The sequence below is a fragment of the Deltaproteobacteria bacterium genome (assembly GCA_019912665.1).
Lineage (GTDB): Bacteria > Desulfobacterota > GWC2-55-46 > GWC2-55-46 > GWC2-55-46 > UBA5799.
Window position 1 is genome coordinate 168093 of record JAIOIE010000006.1, and the last position, 20533, is coordinate 188625.

A 20533-nucleotide genomic window follows, 5' to 3' on the forward strand; every position below is an offset into this window, starting at 1 on the left:
GATTGGAGGGAAGTCTGAAAAGGGTAGCAACCGGGGCCGTACTTATCCCGATTATCGTCGCGATAGTCCTTTACGCCGGCCCTTACTGGATACTCGCGGTCTCCGCCGTAATCGCCGTGCTTGCCTTTTCCGAGTTCAATGCGCTCGCCCGGGTGGATGCGAGGGACAGGGTCCTCGACTGGCTCGGCATAGTCTCCGGCTTGATAATCATCCTTGCCGAATATTACCTCGGGCCGGTCTTTCTGGCCCCGGCCCTTCTCGCCTTCGTATTCCTGTTCTTTTTCTATTCGATGGTATCCGGCCGCACTATCGGGGATTCCTCCATCGATACGGCCCATAAGACGCTGGGACTTTTGTACATAGCCCTGCCTATCTCTTTCATTACCCCGCTAAGGGAACTTCCTCAAGGCCAGTGGTGGCTCCTTTTTCTCCTCGTGGTGGTCTGGGCGAACGACACCTTTGCCCTGTCCGTCGGGAAAACACTCGGAAAACACAAACTCTCTCCCGAGATAAGCCCGAAGAAGACGGTCGAGGGCGCGGTTGGGGGCATAATCGGGGGTATCATCGCGGCGTTCGTCTTCGCCCGTCTGGCCGGGCTTGGGCCCGATTACCTTGGCATAACCGCTCTCTCAGCCGGCATAGGCCTTATAGCCATCGTTGGCGACCTGGCCGAATCGGTCCTAAAAAGGAGCGCCGGGGTAAAGGACTCGGGCGCTATAATACCGGGGCACGGAGGGATGCTCGACAGGATTGACAGCCTCATTTTCAATATACCGTTTGTTTACTTTTACCTGACCTTCAGGGCGATGCACATATGAAGCGAAAGGGAATCTCCATACTCGGCTCGACAGGATCCATCGGGACGAATACCTTGCACGTGGTGCGCTCGCATCCGGAGAGGTTCAGGGTGGTATCCCTGACAGCGGGCCGGAACGTGTCACTTCTTAAGGAACAGATCGAAGAATTCGGGCCCGCATTCGTCTCGGTCGAGAGCGAGGATGCGGCAGCAGCCTTAAGGAACTCGCTTTCCGTTCCGGTTTCGATAGAAGCCGGAACGGATGCGGCCATGAAGGCCGCCTCCTTCGAGGGAGTGGACATGACCGTCGCCGCCATATCTGGCGCGGCCGGTCTCCTCCCGACCATGGCCGCGGTAAGGGCCGGGAAGGACATAGCGCTCGCCAATAAGGAATCTCTCGTGCTTGCCGGGCGGCTCGTGATGGAAGAGGCGGCGAAGCAAGGCGTGAGCATAATACCTGTAGACAGCGAACATTCGGCGGTCTTCCAGTCGCTCCTGGGGCACAGGCGAGAGGACCTTAAGCGGATAATACTCACGGCCTCGGGCGGGCCGTTCCTCAAAACGCCGCTTGCCGACCTCGAAAGGATGGGGCCGGACGAGGCATTGAAGCATCCGAGATGGAAAATGGGCAGGAAGGTCACTATAGACTCTTCCACGCTGGTCAACAAGGGGTTCGAGGTCATCGAGGCAAGGTGGCTTTTCGGCCTCCCGCCTGAGAAGATATCGGTTGTAATACACCCCCAGTCGATAGTACACTCGATGGTCGAATATATCGACGGCGCGGTAATGGCCCAGATGAGCGCCCCGGACATGCGCTCGCCCATCTCATACGCCCTTGCGTACCCTGAGAGGATCTCTTCAGGGACCGAGCCGCTGGATTTCAACCGTCTTTCCCTCGAGTTCAGCGCCCCGGAGCCGGAGAGGTTCCCGTGCCTGGGGCTCGCTTACGGGGCTCTCAAGACCGGGGGCACTGCCCCCGCCGCGCTCAACGCGGCTGACGAGGTCGCTGTAGAGCTTTTCCTCGAGGGCAGGATCCCCTTTACAGGCATTTCAAGGATTATCGGCGAGGTGCTCGGGGCGCACCTGTCGAAAGAGCCGGGGTCGATTGAGGACGTTCTTGAGGCCGACCGCAAAGCAAGGGAGCTCGCGAGGTCGGTCGCCGCTTCCGCCTGAGGGCGACATCTGCCGATAATTAATGTATAATGGGATTTTGCCTCAAAATTTACGCCTGAGATAGAAGATGACAACGATAATATCCTTCATAATCGTCCTCGGCATACTGATTTTCATACACGAGCTTGGCCATTTTCTCGCCGCAAAGGCCAGTGGAGTTGGAGTAGAGAAGTTCTCACTGGGCTTTGGCCCGAAGCTTGTCGGCATCCGGAGAGGGGAGACCGAGTACAGGATCTCGCTTCTGCCGCTCGGAGGCTATGTGAAGATGGTGGGGGAAGCGCCCGGCGAGGAGATAACCGAGGAACTCAGGGCAAAATCTTTCACGCACAAGCCCCTCTGGAAGAGGGCATCCATCGTGGCCGCTGGGCCCGCGATGAACCTGGTCCTCGCCATAGTCCTAATGCCGCTCATCTTTATGATAGGCATACAGGTCCCGGTCTATCTCGAAAAGCCAGCGGAGGTAGGGTATGTCGCCCCCAATGAGCCGGCAGACAAGGCCGGCATCAAAAGAGGCGATACCATTGTCTCGGTTTCCGGCAAGGAAACCGGGAACTGGGAGGAACTCCTCATGGGCCTCGCCATGAGCCCCGGGAAGGAGCTCAATGTCGCATATCTAAGGGACGGCTCGCGTCATGAGACTACCCTTGTGCCGGATGTCTCCGAGGCGACAGGCGCTGGCTACGGCGGGATGTTCCCGCCCATGGAGCCCGTAATAGGCGGGGTCGCCCCGGGATTTCCGGCAAAGGACGCCGGGCTTAAGGCAGGGGACAAAATACTCTCGATAAACGGAACGCCCATAGCCCATTGGGCGGAGCTTGAAAGCGCGATACACAAGAGCGGCGACAAGAAGGCCATAAAAGTGGCGAGGGGAGGCGAAGAGCTTATCTTTGAGATAACCCCTGTCTACAACGAAGAGGCCAAGGCCTGGCTCGTGGGCATCTCCCGCCAGGAGGAGCAGGTCAAGAGGCAATACGGCTTTATCGAGTCTATTCAGAGGGGGGTAGCCTCTGGAGTTGACATGACCTACAAGCTCTTCGTGGTCGTAAAGGGGCTTATAGTCGGCGACTACTCGCTTAAGACGCTCGGCGGCCCCATAATGATTGCGCAGGTCGCTGGCAAGGCCGCCGAGTCGGGAATAGCCGACCTCCTCTCCCTCATGGCCTTCCTGAGCCTGCAGCTAGGCATAATAAACCTCTTTCCAATACCGGTCCTTGACGGCGGCCACCTCGTCTTTTTCGGGATGGAGGCCGTAAAGGGCAAGCCCTTGAGCGAAAAGTTCATGACCGCGGCCCAGCAGGTGGGCATAGCTCTCCTCATCATGCTCATGCTCCTTGTGACCTATAACGACCTCTTCCGCATATTCGGATAGGCCTTGAAGATACTGGCAATCGACACCTCGTCCCAGTCAGGCTCGATAGCCCTCCTCGAAGATAGAAGGCTCATTTCCGAATGGACGGTAGGAGACGCCGGGACCCATTCCAACTGGCTCCTCAAATCGCTTGAGGCCCACCTTAAAAACGCCGGGCAGAAGCTCGACGAGATAGACCTTTTCGCCATTGACGTCGGCCCCGGTTCCTTCACGGGCCTACGTATCGGCATATCGGCCCTCAAGGGGCTTGCATGGCCGCTCGGGAAAGATATTGCCGGTGTATCGACTCTCGCCTCGCTCGCCATGAACCTCCCGTATTCCGCGAGGGTCGTCTGCCCGGTCCTGGACGCCCGTAAGGGCGAGGTGTACACGGCCCTTTACGAGACAATGTCCGGGCTCCCCAAGGCGGTAATGCCGGATTCGGCGATGAGGCCCGAGGCCCTCTTGAAGGAGATAGAGGGAAGGGGGCTTGAGGGGGAAATAGTATTCCTCGGGAGCGGACTTTCCGTCTACATGGAACTGCTCGTCGAAACGCTCAGGGACGCATACGCGGCCCCGCCCCATCTATGGCACATAAGGGCCTCTAACGTAGGGCTTCTTGCCTTCGAGCACGCCGGGGAGGCCGTCTCTCCCGCGGAGCTCGTCCCGGTATACCTGCGGAAATCCGAGGCCGAGCTTAAAAGCAAGCTCTAAAGCATTAATTAATATGAGAGAGGAATTGGTCCGGACCGGCCTTAATAACCCGGCCTTCCCACCTCTTCATTCTATTTCTTGGGGTCTGATACCCGATGCAAGCTTCGGGTAGTCCATTAAAGGGCAGCCTCAAAAATTCTCTACCGTTCGTTTTCCTTCCGGGACAGCCAAATCCCTGTTTTTTCCGTTCTATTGCTTGGTTTTTTATGGACTTGGGCGCTGGAATGGGTTATAAGAAATTATTTTTCCCGCCAATACAGGCGCAAAAAGCCTTTTTGGTAACAAATTGACAAGCTCTTCGGGTTGCGATATCATGAAATTTGGCTTTGTCCTTGAAAAACAAGCACTTTTTTTAAACGTCATGAGCCTGTTTCCTGAGAGGGGAGAAATGCGGAAAAACCCGAAACAGTGACCTCAAAGTGGAAGGGAGGCTTGAATGGAGAGACGCGAAGAGATTCTGAAAAAGCTTCTCGAAGAGGACGAGGGTTTCAGGAAGATCTACAAGAGCCATCAGGACTATGAGAACCAGGTCGCGAAGCTCGAGAAAAAGCCGAGGCTCACAGCCGACGAAACGATGGAAAAGAACAGGCTCAAGAAATTGAAGCTCGCCCTGAAGGACGAGATGGAGAAGAGGGTTTCAGATTTCGCTGAGGAGAAGGGGGCGTAGCCGCAGCCGTAGATGCCGAATAGAAGTGACAGAGTAAAGAAAGGACTTGATAGGGTCCCGTCGAGGGCCCTCCTTTACGCGACAGGCATACCCACCGGCGAGATGAAGAAGCCCTTCATCGGCGTTGCCACGAGCTTCTCGGACCTCATACCCGGCCACATCGGCATGAGGGACCTCGAGAGGTTCATAGAGAAGGGCGTCCACACCGGCGGCGGCTATCCCATGTTTTTCGGCCTGCCCGGCATATGCGACGGCATAGCCATGGGGCACAGGGGGATGCATTATTCCCTTCCTTCGAGGGAGCTCATCGCCGATACAATCGAGAGCGTGGCCGAGGCACACGCCTTTGACGGGCTCATCCTCCTTACCAACTGCGATAAGATAACGCCCGGCATGCTCATGGGCTCTGCGCGCCTCAATATCCCGTCAATAGTCGTAACCGCCGGACCCATGCTGACCGGAAGGTACAAGGGGAGAAAGACCTCGTTCATAAGGAACACCTTCGAGGCCATGGGCCGTTTCCGGGCCGGCGAGATAACCAAAGAGGAGCTTAACGCCTGCGAGACCGGGGCCTGCCCCGGCGCTGGCTCCTGCCAGGGCCTCTACACCGCGAATACGATGAGCTGCCTGACGGAAGTCATGGGCATGAGCCTCCCTTTCTGCGGCACGGCCCTTGCCGCCTCTGCGGAAAAGCGGAGGATCGCCTTTGATAGCGGCGTGCGCGCCGTAGAGCTCGTAAGGAAGAACATCACCCCGAGGAAGATAATGACGAGGGCGGCCTTCGAGAACGCCATAAGGGCTGACCTCGCGCTCGGCGGCTCGTCCAATACTGTCCTCCACCTCCTTGCCATAGCGCACGAGGCGGGCGTAAAGCTACCGCTGGACGTCTTTAACGACTTGAGCCTCACGACCCCGCACATAACCTCGCTCGAGCCGGTCGGGGAGTATTACATGGAGGACCTTCACTGGGGGGGCGGCATAAGCGCGCTCCTTTTGAGGCTTAAGGACCTCATAAAGGACAACCCGACGGTTTCGGGCAAGAGGATAAAGGCGATAATCGACGGTGTCGACTATGTCGACGAGCGCGTCATCAAGCCCCTCTCCGAGGCCTACCATAAGGAAGGCGGCATAGCGGTACTCAAGGGGAACCTCGCGCCGTTCGGGGCAGTGGTAAAGCAGTCCGGCGTTAGCGAAAAGATGATGCGCTTCACCGGCACTGCCCGCGTCTTCGATTCCGAAGAAGCCGCAATGAAGGCGATAATAGGCCGCGATATCAAGGCGGGTAGCGTAATAGTGATAAGATACGAAGGGCCCAAGGGCGGCCCCGGCATGAGAGAGATGCTCGCGCCCACGGCGGCCCTCATGGGCATGGGAATGGGCGAAAGCGTAGCCCTCATTACCGACGGGAGGTTTTCCGGCGGCACAAGGGGGCCGTGCATAGGCCACATATCGCCCGAGGCCATGGAGGGCGGGCCCATAGCGCTCGTAAAGGACGGCGACACAATCGAGCTCGATATTCCCGCAAGGAAGATGGAGCTCAAGGTGTCCGATAATGAGCTTGAGGCGCGAAAAAAGGCGTGGAAGACGCCGCCTCCAAAGATAAAGGACGGCTGGCTTGCGAGATACGCGAAGTCAGTCACCTCCGCCTATACCGGGGCTGTATTAAAGGCTTAGGTCCAAACAGCACTTTTAAACGGGATATCTTCTGCATGAACAGGAAAAACGGCGCTGAGATCTTCATCGAATGCCTCCTTAAGGAGGGCGTGGACACCATATTCGGTTTCCCGGGCGGGGCGGTGCTGCCCATCTACGACGCCCTTTACGATAGCCCCCTGAGGCACATCCTCGTAAGGCACGAGCAGGGCGCGGTGCACATGGCCGACGGTTACGCGAGGGCCTCCGGGAAGCCGGGGGTCGTGGTCGTGACCTCTGGCCCCGGCGCGACCAACACCGTAACCGGCATTGCAACAGCGTACATGGACTCGATCCCCATGGTCGTCTTTACCGGCCAGGTGCCGACGCCGCTCATAGGGAACGACGCCTTCCAGGAGGCGGATATCGTAGGCATCACCAGGCCGTGCACGAAGCATAACTACCTCGTAAAGGACATAAGGGACCTTCCGAGGATAATAAAGGAGTCTTTCTACATAGCGACGACCGGAAGGCCGGGCCCGGTGCTTGTCGATATTCCGAAAGACGTGCTTACGGCTACGCTGCAGGATTGCAAGTACCCGGAGAAGGCAAGCATAGAGAGCTACCAGCCCAACTACAAGGGCCACCCCGGCCAGATAAAAAAGGCCCTGGAGCTGATACTCGCCTCCAAGAGGCCGGTCGTCTACGCCGGGGGCGGGGTGGTCTTGTCCAATGCCTCTGCCGAGATGAAGGCCTTCTCGGAGAAGCTCGGGATACCTACGACGACCACGCTCATGGGCCTCGGCGCGTTTCCCGGCACGCACCAGCTCTTCATGGGCATGCTCGGCATGCACGGCACCTACGCGGCCAACATGGCTGTCATGAATACCGACTGCCTTGTGGCAGTGGGCGCGCGGTTCGATGACAGGGTCACCGGCAAGATTGACGAGTTTGCGCCTTACGCGGGGATCGTGCACATCGACATAGACCCTACCTCGATAAGCAAGAACGTCAAGGTCGATATCCCGATAGTCGGGGACGTAAAGACGGTCCTGAAAGACCTCTTGAAGGCCTGCCCGCCCGCCAGGGAGTTTAAAAAAGGGATACAGCCCTGGAGGGACGAAATCGAGGGATGGAGCGGAAGCCACAGGCTGTCGTATAAGCAGGACCCCAAGGGGAAGATAAAACCCCAGTTCGTCATAGAGAAGCTCTATGAGCTTACGGGCGGGGACGCCATAATAACGACCGAGGTCGGGCAGAACCAGATGTGGGCGGCCCAGTTCTTCAAGTACGACAAGGCCCGGACCTTCCTTACCTCCGGCGGCCTAGGCACCATGGGCTTCGGCTTCCCGGCGGCGATCGGCGCCCAGATAGCGTTTCCGGAGAAGACCGTCGTGGACATAGCCGGCGACGGGTCGCTCCAGATGAACATACAGGAACTCGCCACAGCCGTGCAGTACAAGCTCCCGGTAAAGGTAGTGATACTCAATAACATGGTCCTCGGGATGGTCAGGCAGTGGCAGGAGCTCTTCTTCCAGAAGAGGTATTCCCACACCTGCATCTCCGTCGCCCCGGACTTTGTCAAGCTCGCGGAGGCATACGGGGCAGTCGGCCTCCGGGCGACCAAGCCCGGCGAGGTCGAGAAGGTGCTGGAAAAGGGCCTGGCAGTGAAGGACAGGCCGGTTTTGATGGACTTCAGGGTCGACCAGTTCGAGTGCGTCTACCCCATGGTCCCTGCGGGCCAGCCCTTGAACAAGATGCTGTTGGTCTAACTTCGGAGGTCCAAAAGCGTGCGCCATACGATATCAGTCCTTGTCACGAACGAGTTCGGCGTGCTCTCGCGCATATCCGGTCTTTTCTCGGGAAGGGGCTTCAATATAGAGAGCCTCTCGGTGGCCGAGACCTTTGACCCGAAGATATCGCGGATGACCATCGTCACGAGCGGCGACGACAAGGTCCTCGAGCAGATAAACAAGCAATTGAACAAGCTCGTGAACGTCATAAAGGTCTACGACTTCACGGGCGAGGAGCATATCGAAAGGGAGCTCGCGCTCATAAAGGTGAACCTCACGGCCGAGACGAGGGCCGAGATACTCTCGATAGTCGACATATTCAGGGCCAAGGTCGTGGACGTAAGTTCCCGGACCTACACCATAGAGATAACCGGTGACGAGGAGAAGATACGGGCCATTACCGAGCTTCTCCGTCCCTTCGGCATAAAGGAAATCGTCCGGACCGGAAGGGTGGCCATGGCCAGGAGCCCCAAGCAGAGATGATCGAGCGTAAAGCGACTATACGGATTGCGAAAAATAGAAGGGGAGGATTCTGTTGATGAAGGTCTATTATGACAAGGACGCAAGCCTTGAGAAGATCCGGTCCAAAAAGGTTGCGGTCATAGGTTTTGGAAGCCAGGGGCACGCGCACTCGCTGAACTTGAAGGACAGCGGCGTCGACGTCGTCGTCGGTTTGAGGAAGGACGGTAGTTCGTGGAAGAAGGCCGAGGCGGCCGGAGTGAAGGTGCAGAACGTTAGCGACGCCGTGAAGGGCGCCGACATAGTTATGATACTCGTTCCGGACGAGCTCCAGGGCGACCTCTACAAGACCGAGATAGGCCCGAACCTCAAAAAGGGCGCGTACCTCGCCTTCGCGCACGGCTTCAACATCCACTTCGGGCAGATTACTCCGGATAAGTCTGTGAACGTATTCATGGCGGCTCCCAAGGGGCCGGGCCACCTCGTAAGGCACGAGTTCACGAGGGGCGCTGGCGTCCCGGCGCTCGTGGCCGTTTACCAGGACCCGTCCGGCGACACGCTCCAGATGGCCCTTGCCTACGCGAGCGCCATAGGCGGCGGAAGGGCCGGCGTCATAGAGACGACCTTCAAGGACGAGACCGAGACCGACCTCTTCGGAGAGCAGGCGGTCCTCTGCGGCGGCGTTAGCGCCCTCATACAGGCGGGCTTCGAAACGCTTGTAGAGGCAGGCTATCCGCCCGAGATGGCCTACTTCGAGTGCCTGCATGAGATGAAGCTCATAGTGGACCTCATATACGAGGGCGGCATATCGAACATGAGGTACTCGATAAGCAACACGGCGCAGTACGGCGACCTCACGCGCGGCCCGAGGGTCATTACCGACGAGACCAAGAAAGAGATGAAGAAGATACTCCGGGAGATACAGACCGGAGAATTCGCCAGGGACTGGATGCTCGAGAACAAGGCAAACAAGCCCGTATTCTCAGCCCTCACCAGGCTCGGCCAGGAGCACCAGATAGAAGAGGTCGGCGGGAAGCTCCGCGACATGATGCCCTGGCTCAAGAAGGGGAAGATAGTAGACAAGGAAAAGAACTGAGGTCTTTCCGAGGAGAGGCCCCCCGCTCTTTGACGATACCCTCCCCATGTGGGAGGGTATTATCGTATTACAGGGGGAGTAGCAGGAGGCGTCATTGGCAAGGATTCCGGTTGCCAGGGAAGGTTATCCCTTTATCCTGGCCGCTTTTTTTTGTATAATTGTGGTGTGGCTGGCGGGACTCCGCTGGCTTGAGGCGCTTTTTATACCGCTTGCCGTATTCGTGGTCGCGTTCTTCAGGGATCCTGAGAGGGAGACCCCGCCTGACCCCAAAGCGATAGTCAGCCCCGCGGACGGCAGGGTGATAAAAGTCGAGCGTATAAGGGACGATAAGTTCCTCAAGGCCGACGCGCTCCGCGTCTGCATATTCATGAACGTATTCAATGTCCACGTGAACAGGGTCCCTGCCCAGGGCAGGGTGGTGGACGTCTTATACAACCCCGGCAAGTTCTTCAACGCCTCCCTTGACAAGGCGTCGCTCATGAACGAGCAGAACGCCGTCGTAATGGAGGACCGGGGCGGCAGGAAGTTCGCCTTCAACCAGATAGCCGGGCTCATAGCGAGGAGGATAGTCTGCTACGCAAGGCCGGGCATGAGCTACGGCAAAGGCGAGAGGTTCGGCATGATACGTTTCGGGTCGAGGGTGGACGTATACCTCCCGGCCGGAGCGTCGCCGAATGTCAAGGTTGGGGACAAGGTCAGGGCAGGCTCCTCAATAATAGGAAAATGGGATGCTTGATAACGAAATAAACCTGGATAGCGAAAAGAAGAAGGTCAAGAGGGGGGTGTACCTCCTTCCGAACCTCATAACCTCGGCGAGCCTTTTCGGCGGTTTCTACGCCATCATCGCCTCGTTCGACGGCAAGTACGAGTACGCGGCCATAGCGATAATCATCTCCGCGGTGCTGGACGGGCTTGACGGCAGGATCGCGAGGCTCACCGGCTCGACGAGCAAGTTCGGGGTCGAGTACGACTCGCTTTCGGACCTCATCGCCTTCGGCCTCGCCCCGGCGGTCCTCATATTCACATGGGCATTGCGGCCATTCGGGAGGTACGGCTGGCTCGCGGCGTTCCTGTATGTCGTTTGCGGCGCACTCAGACTGGCCCGGTTCAACGTGCAGGTGACGACAGTCGAGAGCAAGCGCTTTAACGGCCTGCCGATCCCCGCTGCGGCGGTGCTCGTGGCGTCGACGGTACTCATGTTCTTCCACCTGGGCCGGGGCGACGAGACTGTAAGGCACGTGACCATACTCGTCCTCGTGTACACGCTCGCGTTCCTCATGATAAGCAACGTGCATTACTACAGCTTCAAGGAATTGAGCCCCTCGCAGAGGATGCCCTTCAGGCTTCTGGTCGGCATTATATTCCTCCTGATAGTAGTGGCATCGAACCCGCCTGTGATGCTATTCATACTGAGCCTGGGATATATGCTATCCGGGCCCATAACGACGATAGTGGACAAGCGGAGGAAGGTGTCGCTCAAGGCGCCTGCCAAGGACAGGAAGGAAGCGAAAGAAGCCGGGTCAAAGGGATAGGATACAGCATGGATAACAGGGTCAGGATTTTCGATACTACATTGAGAGACGGGGAGCAGTCGCCGGGCGCCTCGATGAACGTCGAGGAGAAGATCGCCGTAGCAAGGCAGCTTACGAAGCTCGGCGTAGACGTCATAGAGGCGGGGTTCGCATTCAGCTCGCCCGGGGACTTCGATTCGGTCCGGAGGATAGCGCTTGAGGTCGAGGGGCCGGTCATATGCAGCCTTGCCAGGTGCAAGCCCGAGGACATAGACGCGGCCGCAGGCGCGCTTAAGGGCGCGGCCAGGGCCAGGATACATACCTTCATTTCGACTTCGGAGATACATCTCAAGCACCAGTTCCGGCTCACCAGGAGCGAGGCCCTTGAAAGGGCCGTCGAGATGGTCAAGAGGGCGCGGGGCCACGTCGACGACGTCGAGTTCTCGGCAATGGACGCGTCGAGGACCGAGCCCGCATACCTTTACGAGATGATCGAGGCCGTTATCGAGGCCGGCGCAGGGACCGTGAATATCCCTGATACCGTCGGCTACGCGCTCCCGGACCAGTTCGGAGCGCTCATAAAGGGCATACGCGACAACGTAAGGAACATCGACAGGGCGATAATATCAGTGCACTGCCATAACGACCTCGGGCTTGCGGTAGCGAACTCCCTTGCCGCTGTCGTGAACGGCGCAAGGCAGGTCGAGTGCACCATAAACGGCATCGGCGAGAGGGCGGGTAACGCCTCCCTCGAAGAGATAGTCATGATACTCAGGACCAGGAAGGACGTCCTCGGCCTTGAGACCGGCATCGCCACGGAGCAGATATATCCCGCGAGCAGGCTCGTAAGCGGCATAACCGGCATAATGGTGCAGCCCAACAAGGCCATCGTAGGCGACAACGCCTTCGCGCACGAGTCGGGCATCCACCAGGACGGCCTTCTCAAGGACAAGTCCACCTACGAGATAATGCGGCCCGAGTCGGTCGGCATATCCCGCTCGAAGCTGGTGCTCGGCAAGCACTCCGGCCGCCACGCCTTCAAGACGAGGCTTTCGGAGATGGGCTACGACCTTTCACAGGAGAACCTCGAGAGGGCCTTCGAGACCTTCAAGAGGCTCGCTGACCTTAAAAAGGAGGTCTTCGACGAGGACCTCGAAGCCATAGTGCAGGACGAGGTGCTGAGGGTCGAGGTGCCAGACAGGTACAGACTCGTCAAGCTCAGGGTAGAGAGCGGGACCGACACGTCCCCCAGGGCAGAGGTCGAGATGGAGGTCGACGGCAAGACCTCCGTAAGCTCGGGGACCGGGGACGGCCCGGTTGACGCAGCCTACAACACCATAGCGTCCATTACCGGGACAAAGAGCAGGCTCCTCAAGTACTCGGTAAACGCCATCACCGGCGGCACCGACGCGCAGGGAGAGGTCTCGGTCAGGGTGGAGGAAGGCGGGCACATTGTGCTCGGCCAGGGCTCACACACCGACATAATAGTCGCGAGCGCGAAGGCCTACATAAACGCGCTCAACAGGCTCGAGCACATGAAGAAGGAGAAGCGCGACACCCCGGTCCTGTAGTGGCGCGCGTCATTCAGGAGTTCAAGCCCGCCAAGGGTTATCCCATTCAGAAAGCGAGAGGTTCTGGAAGAGCATGAGGCAGATGACGATTACGGAGAAGATCCTTGCGAAGCACGCCGGGCTTAAGGAGGTCGCGCCCGGCGAGCTTATAAACGCCAAGGTGGACATCGCGCTCGGGAACGACATAACCGCGCCCATAGCAATACACGAGTTCAGGAACGTCGGCGCAAAGAAGGTCTTTAACAGGAACAAGGTCGTACTTGTCCCCGACCACTTCACGCCTAACAAGGACATAAAGTCCGCCGCCCAGGTAAAAATACTCAGGGAGTTCGCGAAGGAGCAGAAGCTTAAGCACTATTACGAGGGCGGTGATGTGGGCGTTGAGCACGCGCTCCTTCCGGAGAAGGGGATAGTCGTGCCGGGAGACGTCGTCATAGGCGCGGACTCCCATACCTGCACATACGGCGCGCTCGGGGCCTTCTCGACCGGAGTCGGCTCCACCGACCTCGCAGCCGCGATGGTAACCGGCGAGGTGTGGTTCAAGGTCCCGGAGTCCATGAAATTCGTCTTCGAAGGGAAGCTCAACAAGTGGGTGAGCGGCAAGGACCTGATCCTCCGCGTAATAGGCGACATAGGAGTCGATGGCGCGCTCTATAGGGCCATGGAGTTTACCGGCAAGTCCATAGAGAAGCTCTCTATGGACTCTCGTATGTCGATCTGCAACATGGCAATCGAGGCGGGCGCAAAGAGCGGGATAATAGCTCCCGACGCGGTCACTAAGGAATATGTGGACGGCAGGGCCGAAAGGCCGTACAAGTTCTATTCGAGCGACCCCGGCGCAGCATACGTGGAAGTAAGGGAGTACGACTGCTCGGGTATAGAGCCGACGGTAGCCTGCCCGCACCTCCCGGAGAATACTAAAAAGGTATCCGAGCTTAAGAACATTACAATAGACCAGGTCATAATCGGCTCTTGCACGAACGGCAGGCTCGAGGACCTCAAGGTCGCGGCCAGGGTATTGAAGGGGAAGAAGGTCGCGAAATACGTGCGGCTCATCGTAATACCCGCCACCCCGTTCATATACAACGAAGCCATGCGCCTGGGCTACTTCGACATATTCCTCAAGGCCGGGGCCGTCATAAGCCCGCCGACCTGCGGCCCGTGCCTTGGAGGCCACATGGGCATACTCGCGGCCGGTGAGAGGGCGCTTGCGACCACGAACAGGAACTTCGTCGGCAGGATGGGGGACCCGAAGAGCGAGGTCTACCTCGCGAACCCCGCCGTCGCCGCGGCCACGGCCGTAAAGGGGAGGATTGCCCACCCGGACGAGGTATCGAAGTAGGCCCGGAGGGCCGGGCCTCGCGAGACCGCCATGAAAAAGCCCCGCCCCCCGCATTTTTACCTTTACGATTGGCTGGCCCCTCTTTACGATCTGGGGGTCAGGCTCGCGGCCCTTCCTTTCGGCGGAGAGGCCCGCTTGAGGGCGAGGGTCCTTGACGAGGCGGCCGTCAAAGGCGGGCAAAGAATACTGGAGATATTTTCAGGGACGGCGACACTCTCTCTGATGGCGGCGCGGCGCGGGGCTTCCGTATTCGCGCTAGATATTACGGAAGGGATGCTAAAAGCCGCCCGCGAAAAAGCAAGAAACGAAAACCTCGGGATATGGCTCGTAAGGGGAGATGCTGAAATCCTGCCCTTCGCTGACGGGTCTTTTGACAGGGTAATGGCCTCCATGGGGGTCCACGAGGCGAGACCCGAGGCGCTCAGGGGAATACTCTCAGAGGCCGGGAGGGTGCTTAAGCCGGGCGGACAGCTCGCTATATTTGATTTTCACAGGGCCGAGGGGCTTGCAGGCCTTTTGCAGTCACTGGTCTTTACCTTCTTCGAGGGCGAGACGGCCAGGGCATGGGTGAGGGCGGACATCCAGTCGCTCATCTCAAGCCTGGGGTTCAGGGACTTCAGGCGCGTTTTCCTGGCACATAGGTCCTTGCAGCTTGTAACCGCGAAGAGGGCATAGGGCAGCGGACGGCAGGACGGACCTGAATACAAATTTTTTTAGAGGTGAGATGATGAAGCTTAAGGGCAGGGTCTGGAAATACGGAGCCGACATAGATACGGACAAGATAATACCTGCGCGTTATCTGAATACGTCCGATCCGGCGGAGCTTGCGAAGCACTGCATGGAGGACGAGGACCCCTCGTTCGCCTCGAAGGTGCAGCCCGGGGATATGATCCTCGCTGACAAGAACTTCGGGTGCGGCTCATCGAGGGAGCACGCGCCCATCGCCATAAAGGCAGCCGGGGTGGCCTGCGTCATCGCCAAGAGCTTCGCCAGGATATTCTACAGGAACTCATTCAACATGGGGCTTACTATTCTCGAATCGGACGAGGTATACGGGGCTACCGACGACGGGGACGTCCTTGAGATAGACGTCTCGACAGGCTCCATCGTAAACCTCACTAAGGGGAAGAGCTTCACGGCCAGGCCGGTGCCTCCGTTCATGCAGGAGCTTATAAAGGCCGGCGGGCTCATGGAGTCTATAAGGAAGAGGGGGTTTGTATGAAGAGGGAAGGCGCAAAAAGCAAGGTCCTTTCCAGCGAGAAACTGCATATAGAGAACAAGACCCTGTTCGTGGACTTAAAGGAGAACGATGGCGGGAGGTTCCTGCAGGTCGCCGAGCTCTCGAACGACAGGAGGAGCACGGTCGTCATCCCCATAAGCGGCCTGGCCGCCTTCATGGAGGTGCTCCAGAAGGTCGCGAACACCCTGTAAGGTCTCCGCGCAGGCTGCTTCAAGCCGCTCAATCGTCTATCGACTCTAAAACACCGAAGGAGCTTGCAAGTGAAAAGGTTCAATGTCGCTGTATTGCCAGGGGACGGCATAGGCCCGGAGATCGTCGCAGAGGCGCTCAAGGTCCTCAAGGCCGTCGGTTCGAGGTTCGGGGCGGAGTTCAATCTGACCGAGGCCCTCGTGGGTGGCGCGTCCATCGACGCCAACGGCGTGCCGCTTACGGATGAAGTGCTGAGCATCGCCCTCGGGAGCGACGCCGTTCTTCTGGGTGCGGTCGGCGGCCCAAAATGGGAGGGGCTCGATTATTCCGTAAGGCCCGAGAGGGCGCTTCTTGCCTTGAGAAAAGAGCTCGGCCTATTCGCAAACTTGAGGCCCGCGAGGATATACAAGGAGCTCATAGAGGCGTCGACCCTCAAGCCCGAGGTAATAGAGGGCGTGGACCTCGTCGTGGTAAGGGAGCTTACCGGCGGGCTTTATTTCGGCTCGCCGAGGGGTGTCGAGAAGCTTCCGGACGGGACCGAGCGTGGCGTTAACACGATGGTCTATACTACCTCTGAAATAGAGAGGATAGCACGGGTGGGGTTCGAGGTCGCAAGGAAGCGGAGTAAGAAGCTCTGCAGCGTCGACAAGGCCAACGTCCTCGAGGCTACCGAGCTCTGGAGGAAGGTGGTCGTAAGGGTGTCGAAGGATTACCCGGATGTTGAACTGAGCCACATGTACGTAGATAACTGCTCCATGCAGCTCATAAGGAACCCCAGGCAGTTCGACGTTATCGTGACCGAGAACACCTTCGGCGACATACTTTCTGACGAAGCTTCGATGCTTACCGGCTCCATCGGGATGCTGCCTTCCGCGAGCCTCGGCTCGGGAAAGGGGAGGGCCATGTACGAGCCCATACACGGGAGCGCACCGGACATAGCCGGAAAGGGCATGGCGAACCCCATTGCGACCATACTATCCGCGTCCATGATGCTCCGCTACTCCTTTGACATGAACGAGGCCGCTGACTCGATCGACATGGCTGTCGAGAAGGTCCTAAGGAAAAACCTCCGGACCGCCGATATCATGCAGCCCGGCATGACCCGCGTAAGCTGCTCCGAGATGGGAGAGGCTGTATTGAAGGAGCTTTGATTTATGGCAACCTCTAAATGATCTTTTCCCCGGACTCTGCGTCAGGCGGGAATAAAAATGCTCACATATTGACATATATGTTCCGCTTTTTATTCCCGGCCTTCCTTGTTTGCGGGAAAAATCTCTAATTTATAGAGGTTTCCTTATTTGGTATTAACAAAAAAAGCCCTGCCGTTTGGCAGGGCTTTTTTAATTTCAAAAGAGCATTCTTTAAACCCAGTGATCTCATCGACCCAGCCAGTCCCTGATTATAATGGACGCCCCTCTCTTATCCAGCGGCTCGTTATTATTGCCGCACCTCGGGTCCTGAGTGCAGGACGGGCAGGCCACCTCGCAGGGGCAGTCCTCCATGAGGTCAAGGGCCGAGGCTAGCCAGTTCCTCAGGCAATCGAAACCCCTCCGGGTAAGTCCCACCCCGCCCTCGTGGCCGTCATAGACGAATATCGCGGGGCTCTGAAGCTCCGGGTTCATGGTGTAGCTCACTCCGCCGAGGTCCATCCTGTCGCAGAGGGCATATAGAGGGAGCGCCGCTATCATCGCGTGCTCGGCGGCATGGAGAGCGCCGCCTATGCTGAACCCGCTATCGCGCACTTCTTCAAGAACGCTTCCGCCGACCTTCATCCAGACTCCCTTGGTAGTGAATACCGAGGGCGGCAGGTCGAGCGGGAACTCGCCCATCGGGGCCTCGGTGAATATGTGCTTTTTCCTGTATCCGAGCACCCTTTCAGTGATTCTCAATGTGCCGAACTTAACGAGCGCGTTCCTCAAGGGCATCGAGTCGTCCTCGGAGAGTATCTCGGATTCCTCCTCGGTCATGGGCCGCGTGTAATAGGCTATCTCGCCAGCCGGCCTGCAGACGGCCACACGGTCGCGCATGTCGAGAGTGACGACCCTGTACTGGAGGCCCTTGTGGAGGTATATCGCGCCGGGATGGAGGTCATAGAGGACCCTCGTCGAGCTTGACTCGCCAAGCAGGCCGCCGCCGTCTTTAATAATAGCGTAGGCCTCTCCGGCCTCCCGTATGGAGGTCTCCATCTGGGGCCGCCTTTTCCTGGCGAACCATACGTCGAGCCTGCCGCGCCTGAGCTTGCCTTCGGATTGCAGTTCCTCGAGGACAGGCTCAAGTCTCGCCATATCATAGACCTGGTCGTCGCCCCTTAGATACCGCTCCGATGCCGCGGATAGGAGATGCGATTTTACTATGGGCCTGTTGAACGGGTCCAGGACCGCGGATTCGGATGAGCGCCTGAAGAAGTCCGGGGGGTTACGCATGAAATGCTGGTCGAGCGCGTCAGCGAGGGCTACCATGACGATGAGCGAGTCGCGTCCGCTCCTGCCGACCCGGCCGCTCCTCTGCCATGTCGAGCTTATGGTCCCGGGATAGCCCACGAGAATGCAGACGTCGAGGCCTCCTATATCGACCCCGAGCTCGAGGGCGCTCGTCGATATGACCCCGGATAGCTCGCCTTTAAAAAGCCTTTTTTCGATATCGCGCCTCTCCTCGGGAAGGAAGCCTGCCCTGTAGGAGCTTACAACCGGGCTTATATCAGGGCAGCCGTCGAGTATCCAGGAGTGCATTAGCTCGGTCACCTTCCTGGCCTTTGTAAAGGCAATGGTCTTGAAACCTGCCCGGACCGAGGAGGCCAGAAGCCTTGTAGCAGTTGTATAGGGGCTTCCGCCTGAAGCGGGGTTGAGGAAAAGGAAGTGCCTCCTCCCGGCTGGCGCGCCGCTTTCGGTTATGGCCTCGAAGTCCTTGCCAATAAGGCCCTCGGCCAGCTCTTTCGGGTTTGCGATGGTCGCCGAAGAGGCTATGAAGACCGGGTCGCTCCCGTAAAGATTAGCTACCCTCCTTAGTCTCCTTAGGACGTTAGCCACATGCGAGCCGAATACGCCCCTGTAGGCGTGTATCTCGTCGACTATTACGAACCTCAAGTTCGAAAGGAACCTCTCCCACTTCCCGTGGAACGGGTTTATGGCGAGGTGTATCATGTCCGGGTTAGTAAGGACGACACGAGGCGGCTCCTCGCGCATCTTCTTTCTCCTGTATGGGGAGGTATCGCCGTCGTATATCTCGGATATGCCGGGCTTGAAGGCCTTTCTTTTCCCTTTTTCCTCCTTTATTTCCGCTTCAATGGGGAGCCTTGCTGTAAGCTCCCTGAAAGCACCGAGCTGGTCCTGCTCGAGCCCTTTTAGCGGGAAAATGTACATTGCCCTTGCCTCAGGATCCTTGAGGATGGCCTCTGCCACCGGCACGTTGTATATGAGGCTCTTCCCGCTGGCGGTAGGGGTCATGACGACCACGTTTTTCCCTTGCCTTACGAGGTCTATTCCTTCGGCCTGGTGCGTGAAGAGCCTCTCGACCCCGATCGACGCGAGGGCCTCCTTTACCTCGGGCAGGAGTGGCAGGGCAGGTTCAGCGTAGGCAGGCTCCCGGGAGGGGAGTTCCTCGTGGTGTACTATCTCCCTCAGGTCGGCCCTTGCCTTTATCTCTGCTATGAACGAATTGATGTCCATCGGAAAATGATAACACTGCGGGGTGGTTTTTGCCAACTGAGAGGTGGGCTGGAATATCAGTCCGGGAGAGCCTCCAGCCTCAGGTCGTCCTTGGTAAGGAGGCGCACTATCCTGTTGAGGAGCTTCTCCCTTGAAGCGAATGCCCCGCCTGTGGATGCGAAGAGATCAAGGCGGACGATCTCACCGGAGTCATCTATCCTGTAGGCCAGAAAATAATAAGGCCAGCAGAGCTTGAGCATAATGGTGAGGACCGTAATAAGACCGCCCGCAAGAAGGACCGCTCGACCGGGGTCGTAGCTGTACCGGATGACCGCCGTCTCCCTAACATCGGCAAGAGAAACCAGCGCGCCGTCGACTATAACCGGCTCGCCGGGCCGGAGCGTTGCCGGCTCCCCTGACGTCCCTTTTTTCCTTACGGTAATATGGGGCTTAAGCTCCTCCCGGGAGCCGTCGATTTTCGCGACAACGCCGTTCCTGAACTGACCGAATAAGAGGGTCGAAAGGCTCCCGGGTATGAGGGCCTCTGCGCCGGGCCGTGCGTTAATGGGAATGGGGCTGTCGTCTATCCTCAACCTGAGCGTCTGCTCCAGTTCCATCAGGCTGAATGCAAATCCCCCGTATTTGAACGGCTCTCTCGTGCCCGCAAGCCCCTCGAGAGCGGACCCGTCCCGCGTAACCTTAAGCCTCGCCTTCACCTCTACCGGCCTGAAGGCCTCTTCAGTAGCTACGGTCTCGACATATTCTGATTCGGAGCCCTCGAAAAGGAGGCGTATATCACTTTCCCCGGCACCAGCCCAGAAAGGCCTGAGGATGCCCCGGTCTTCAGGCGTGAACGCCGCCGGGGAGCCTGACTTAAGCGTTATTGTGCCCTCGAATGCGAAAAGGACTGCCAGGAGAGCTCCTATGATGATTGTGAAAAGCCCGGCAAGGAACGGCAGCGCAAGCCTCCGGGGGGGCAGGCCCTTCTCCATGATGGTCCACCCGTTCTTTTCATCCATGTGCCTCAAGTCGAGTAATTCGCCCATGACCCGCCTTGCGTCAGCATGGGCCAGCTCCGGCGTCTGCGTAAGAAGGACCGACATCGACGGCTCAAAAAGATCATTTGGCGGCCTTACCGCGCCGAGCTTCAAAAGCGCCGCGCATGGTCCGGCCATCCTTTCAAGACGGCTGCTCAGTTTACCTCCGATTTTCAGGAGACAGGAAAACGGCATCGTGCTCGTCCTATTTGATTGACAGAGTCCCGGAGACAGGCAAGCCGGTCCGGGCAGAATGACGCCGTGCTGACGCTTGCGGGCCCGGGCGCGTTGAACAGGGGCGGCGGGGGCGCGGGAGAGGCC

Annotated in this window: 19 protein-coding genes; 17 read left to right on the forward strand and 2 right to left on the reverse strand. The window is 58.2% G+C overall.

From position 1 onward, the window contains the following. Positions 1 to 2: 2 nt before the first annotated feature. From K8I01_00865 to leuB, 17 genes are all read left to right on the forward strand, one after another. Positions 3 to 818, forward strand: coding sequence for a phosphatidate cytidylyltransferase (locus tag K8I01_00865; protein ID MBZ0218973.1), 816 nt, complete (start codon positions 3 to 5; stop codon positions 816 to 818). Then, positions 815 to 1969, forward strand: coding sequence for a 1-deoxy-D-xylulose-5-phosphate reductoisomerase (locus tag K8I01_00870; GenBank protein ID MBZ0218974.1), 1155 nt, complete (start codon positions 815 to 817; stop codon positions 1967 to 1969). Before K8I01_00865 ends, K8I01_00870 begins: the two co-directional genes overlap by 4 nt. Positions 1970 to 2036: 67 nt before the next feature. Next, on the forward strand, positions 2037 to 3338 hold the full coding sequence (rseP, locus tag K8I01_00875) for an RIP metalloprotease RseP (GenBank protein ID MBZ0218975.1): 1302 nt from the start codon (positions 2037 to 2039) through the stop codon (positions 3336 to 3338). Positions 3339 to 3341: 3 nt separating this feature from the next. Next, positions 3342 to 4031 (forward strand): tRNA (adenosine(37)-N6)-threonylcarbamoyltransferase complex dimerization subunit type 1 TsaB, encoded by a 690-nt coding sequence (gene tsaB / locus K8I01_00880; GenBank protein MBZ0218976.1) that lies wholly within the window; start codon positions 3342 to 3344, stop codon positions 4029 to 4031. A gap of 436 nt (positions 4032 to 4467) precedes the next feature. Next, positions 4468 to 4698, forward strand: a complete 231-nt coding sequence (locus K8I01_00885) for a DUF465 domain-containing protein (GenBank protein MBZ0218977.1) — start codon at positions 4468 to 4470, stop codon at positions 4696 to 4698. A 12-nt stretch (positions 4699 to 4710) separates the two neighbouring features. After that, positions 4711 to 6372: a dihydroxy-acid dehydratase gene (gene ilvD, locus K8I01_00890; protein ID MBZ0218978.1), complete on the forward strand. Its 1662-nt coding sequence runs from the start codon at positions 4711 to 4713 to the stop codon at positions 6370 to 6372. Between the two features lie 35 nt (positions 6373 to 6407). Continuing rightward, positions 6408 to 8102: a biosynthetic-type acetolactate synthase large subunit gene (gene ilvB, locus K8I01_00895; GenBank protein ID MBZ0218979.1), complete on the forward strand. Its 1695-nt coding sequence runs from the start codon at positions 6408 to 6410 to the stop codon at positions 8100 to 8102. Between the two features lie 18 nt (positions 8103 to 8120). Continuing rightward, positions 8121 to 8606: an acetolactate synthase small subunit gene (gene ilvN, locus K8I01_00900; protein ID MBZ0218980.1), complete on the forward strand. Its 486-nt coding sequence runs from the start codon at positions 8121 to 8123 to the stop codon at positions 8604 to 8606. A 55-nt stretch (positions 8607 to 8661) separates the two neighbouring features. Then, positions 8662 to 9678, forward strand: a complete 1017-nt coding sequence (ilvC, locus tag K8I01_00905) for a ketol-acid reductoisomerase (GenBank protein ID MBZ0218981.1) — start codon at positions 8662 to 8664, stop codon at positions 9676 to 9678. Positions 9679 to 9772: 94 nt separating this feature from the next. Further along, positions 9773 to 10414, forward strand: coding sequence for a phosphatidylserine decarboxylase family protein (locus K8I01_00910; GenBank protein MBZ0218982.1), 642 nt, complete (start codon positions 9773 to 9775; stop codon positions 10412 to 10414). After that, on the forward strand, positions 10407 to 11210 hold the full coding sequence (gene pssA / locus K8I01_00915; GenBank protein MBZ0218983.1) for a CDP-diacylglycerol--serine O-phosphatidyltransferase: 804 nt from the start codon (positions 10407 to 10409) through the stop codon (positions 11208 to 11210). The genes K8I01_00910 and pssA overlap by 8 nt, the downstream gene beginning before the upstream one ends. An 8-nt stretch (positions 11211 to 11218) precedes the next feature. Then, positions 11219 to 12760, forward strand: coding sequence for a 2-isopropylmalate synthase (locus K8I01_00920; GenBank protein MBZ0218984.1), 1542 nt, complete (start codon positions 11219 to 11221; stop codon positions 12758 to 12760). Between the two features lie 82 nt (positions 12761 to 12842). Continuing rightward, positions 12843 to 14102, forward strand: coding sequence for a 3-isopropylmalate dehydratase large subunit (gene leuC / locus K8I01_00925; GenBank protein MBZ0218985.1), 1260 nt, complete (start codon positions 12843 to 12845; stop codon positions 14100 to 14102). Positions 14103 to 14132: 30 nt separating this feature from the next. Then, positions 14133 to 14777, forward strand: coding sequence for a methyltransferase domain-containing protein (locus K8I01_00930; protein MBZ0218986.1), 645 nt, complete (start codon positions 14133 to 14135; stop codon positions 14775 to 14777). A 52-nt stretch (positions 14778 to 14829) separates the two neighbouring features. Continuing rightward, complete coding sequence (locus tag K8I01_00935) at positions 14830 to 15324, forward strand: 3-isopropylmalate dehydratase small subunit (GenBank protein ID MBZ0218987.1); 495 nt, start codon at positions 14830 to 14832, stop codon at positions 15322 to 15324. Continuing rightward, positions 15321 to 15533 (forward strand): DNA-binding protein, encoded by a 213-nt coding sequence (locus tag K8I01_00940; protein MBZ0218988.1) that lies wholly within the window; start codon positions 15321 to 15323, stop codon positions 15531 to 15533. Before K8I01_00935 ends, K8I01_00940 begins: the two co-directional genes overlap by 4 nt. 69 nt (positions 15534 to 15602) lie before the next feature. After that, positions 15603 to 16682, forward strand: a complete 1080-nt coding sequence (gene leuB / locus K8I01_00945; GenBank protein MBZ0218989.1) for a 3-isopropylmalate dehydrogenase — start codon at positions 15603 to 15605, stop codon at positions 16680 to 16682. Positions 16683 to 16907: 225 nt separating this feature from the next. Here leuB and K8I01_00950 read toward each other — a convergent pair whose 3' ends face one another. Next, entirely contained in the window at positions 16908 to 19196 is a 2289-nt protein-coding gene (locus K8I01_00950; GenBank protein MBZ0218990.1) for a DEAD/DEAH box helicase, read from the reverse strand. A 56-nt stretch (positions 19197 to 19252) separates the two neighbouring features. Beyond that, positions 19253 to 20350 carry a hypothetical protein gene (locus K8I01_00955; GenBank protein MBZ0218991.1) on the reverse strand — a complete coding sequence of 366 codons (1098 nt, stop codon included), beginning with the start codon at positions 20348 to 20350 and terminating at the stop codon, positions 19253 to 19255. Positions 20351 to 20533 lie beyond the last annotated feature (183 nt).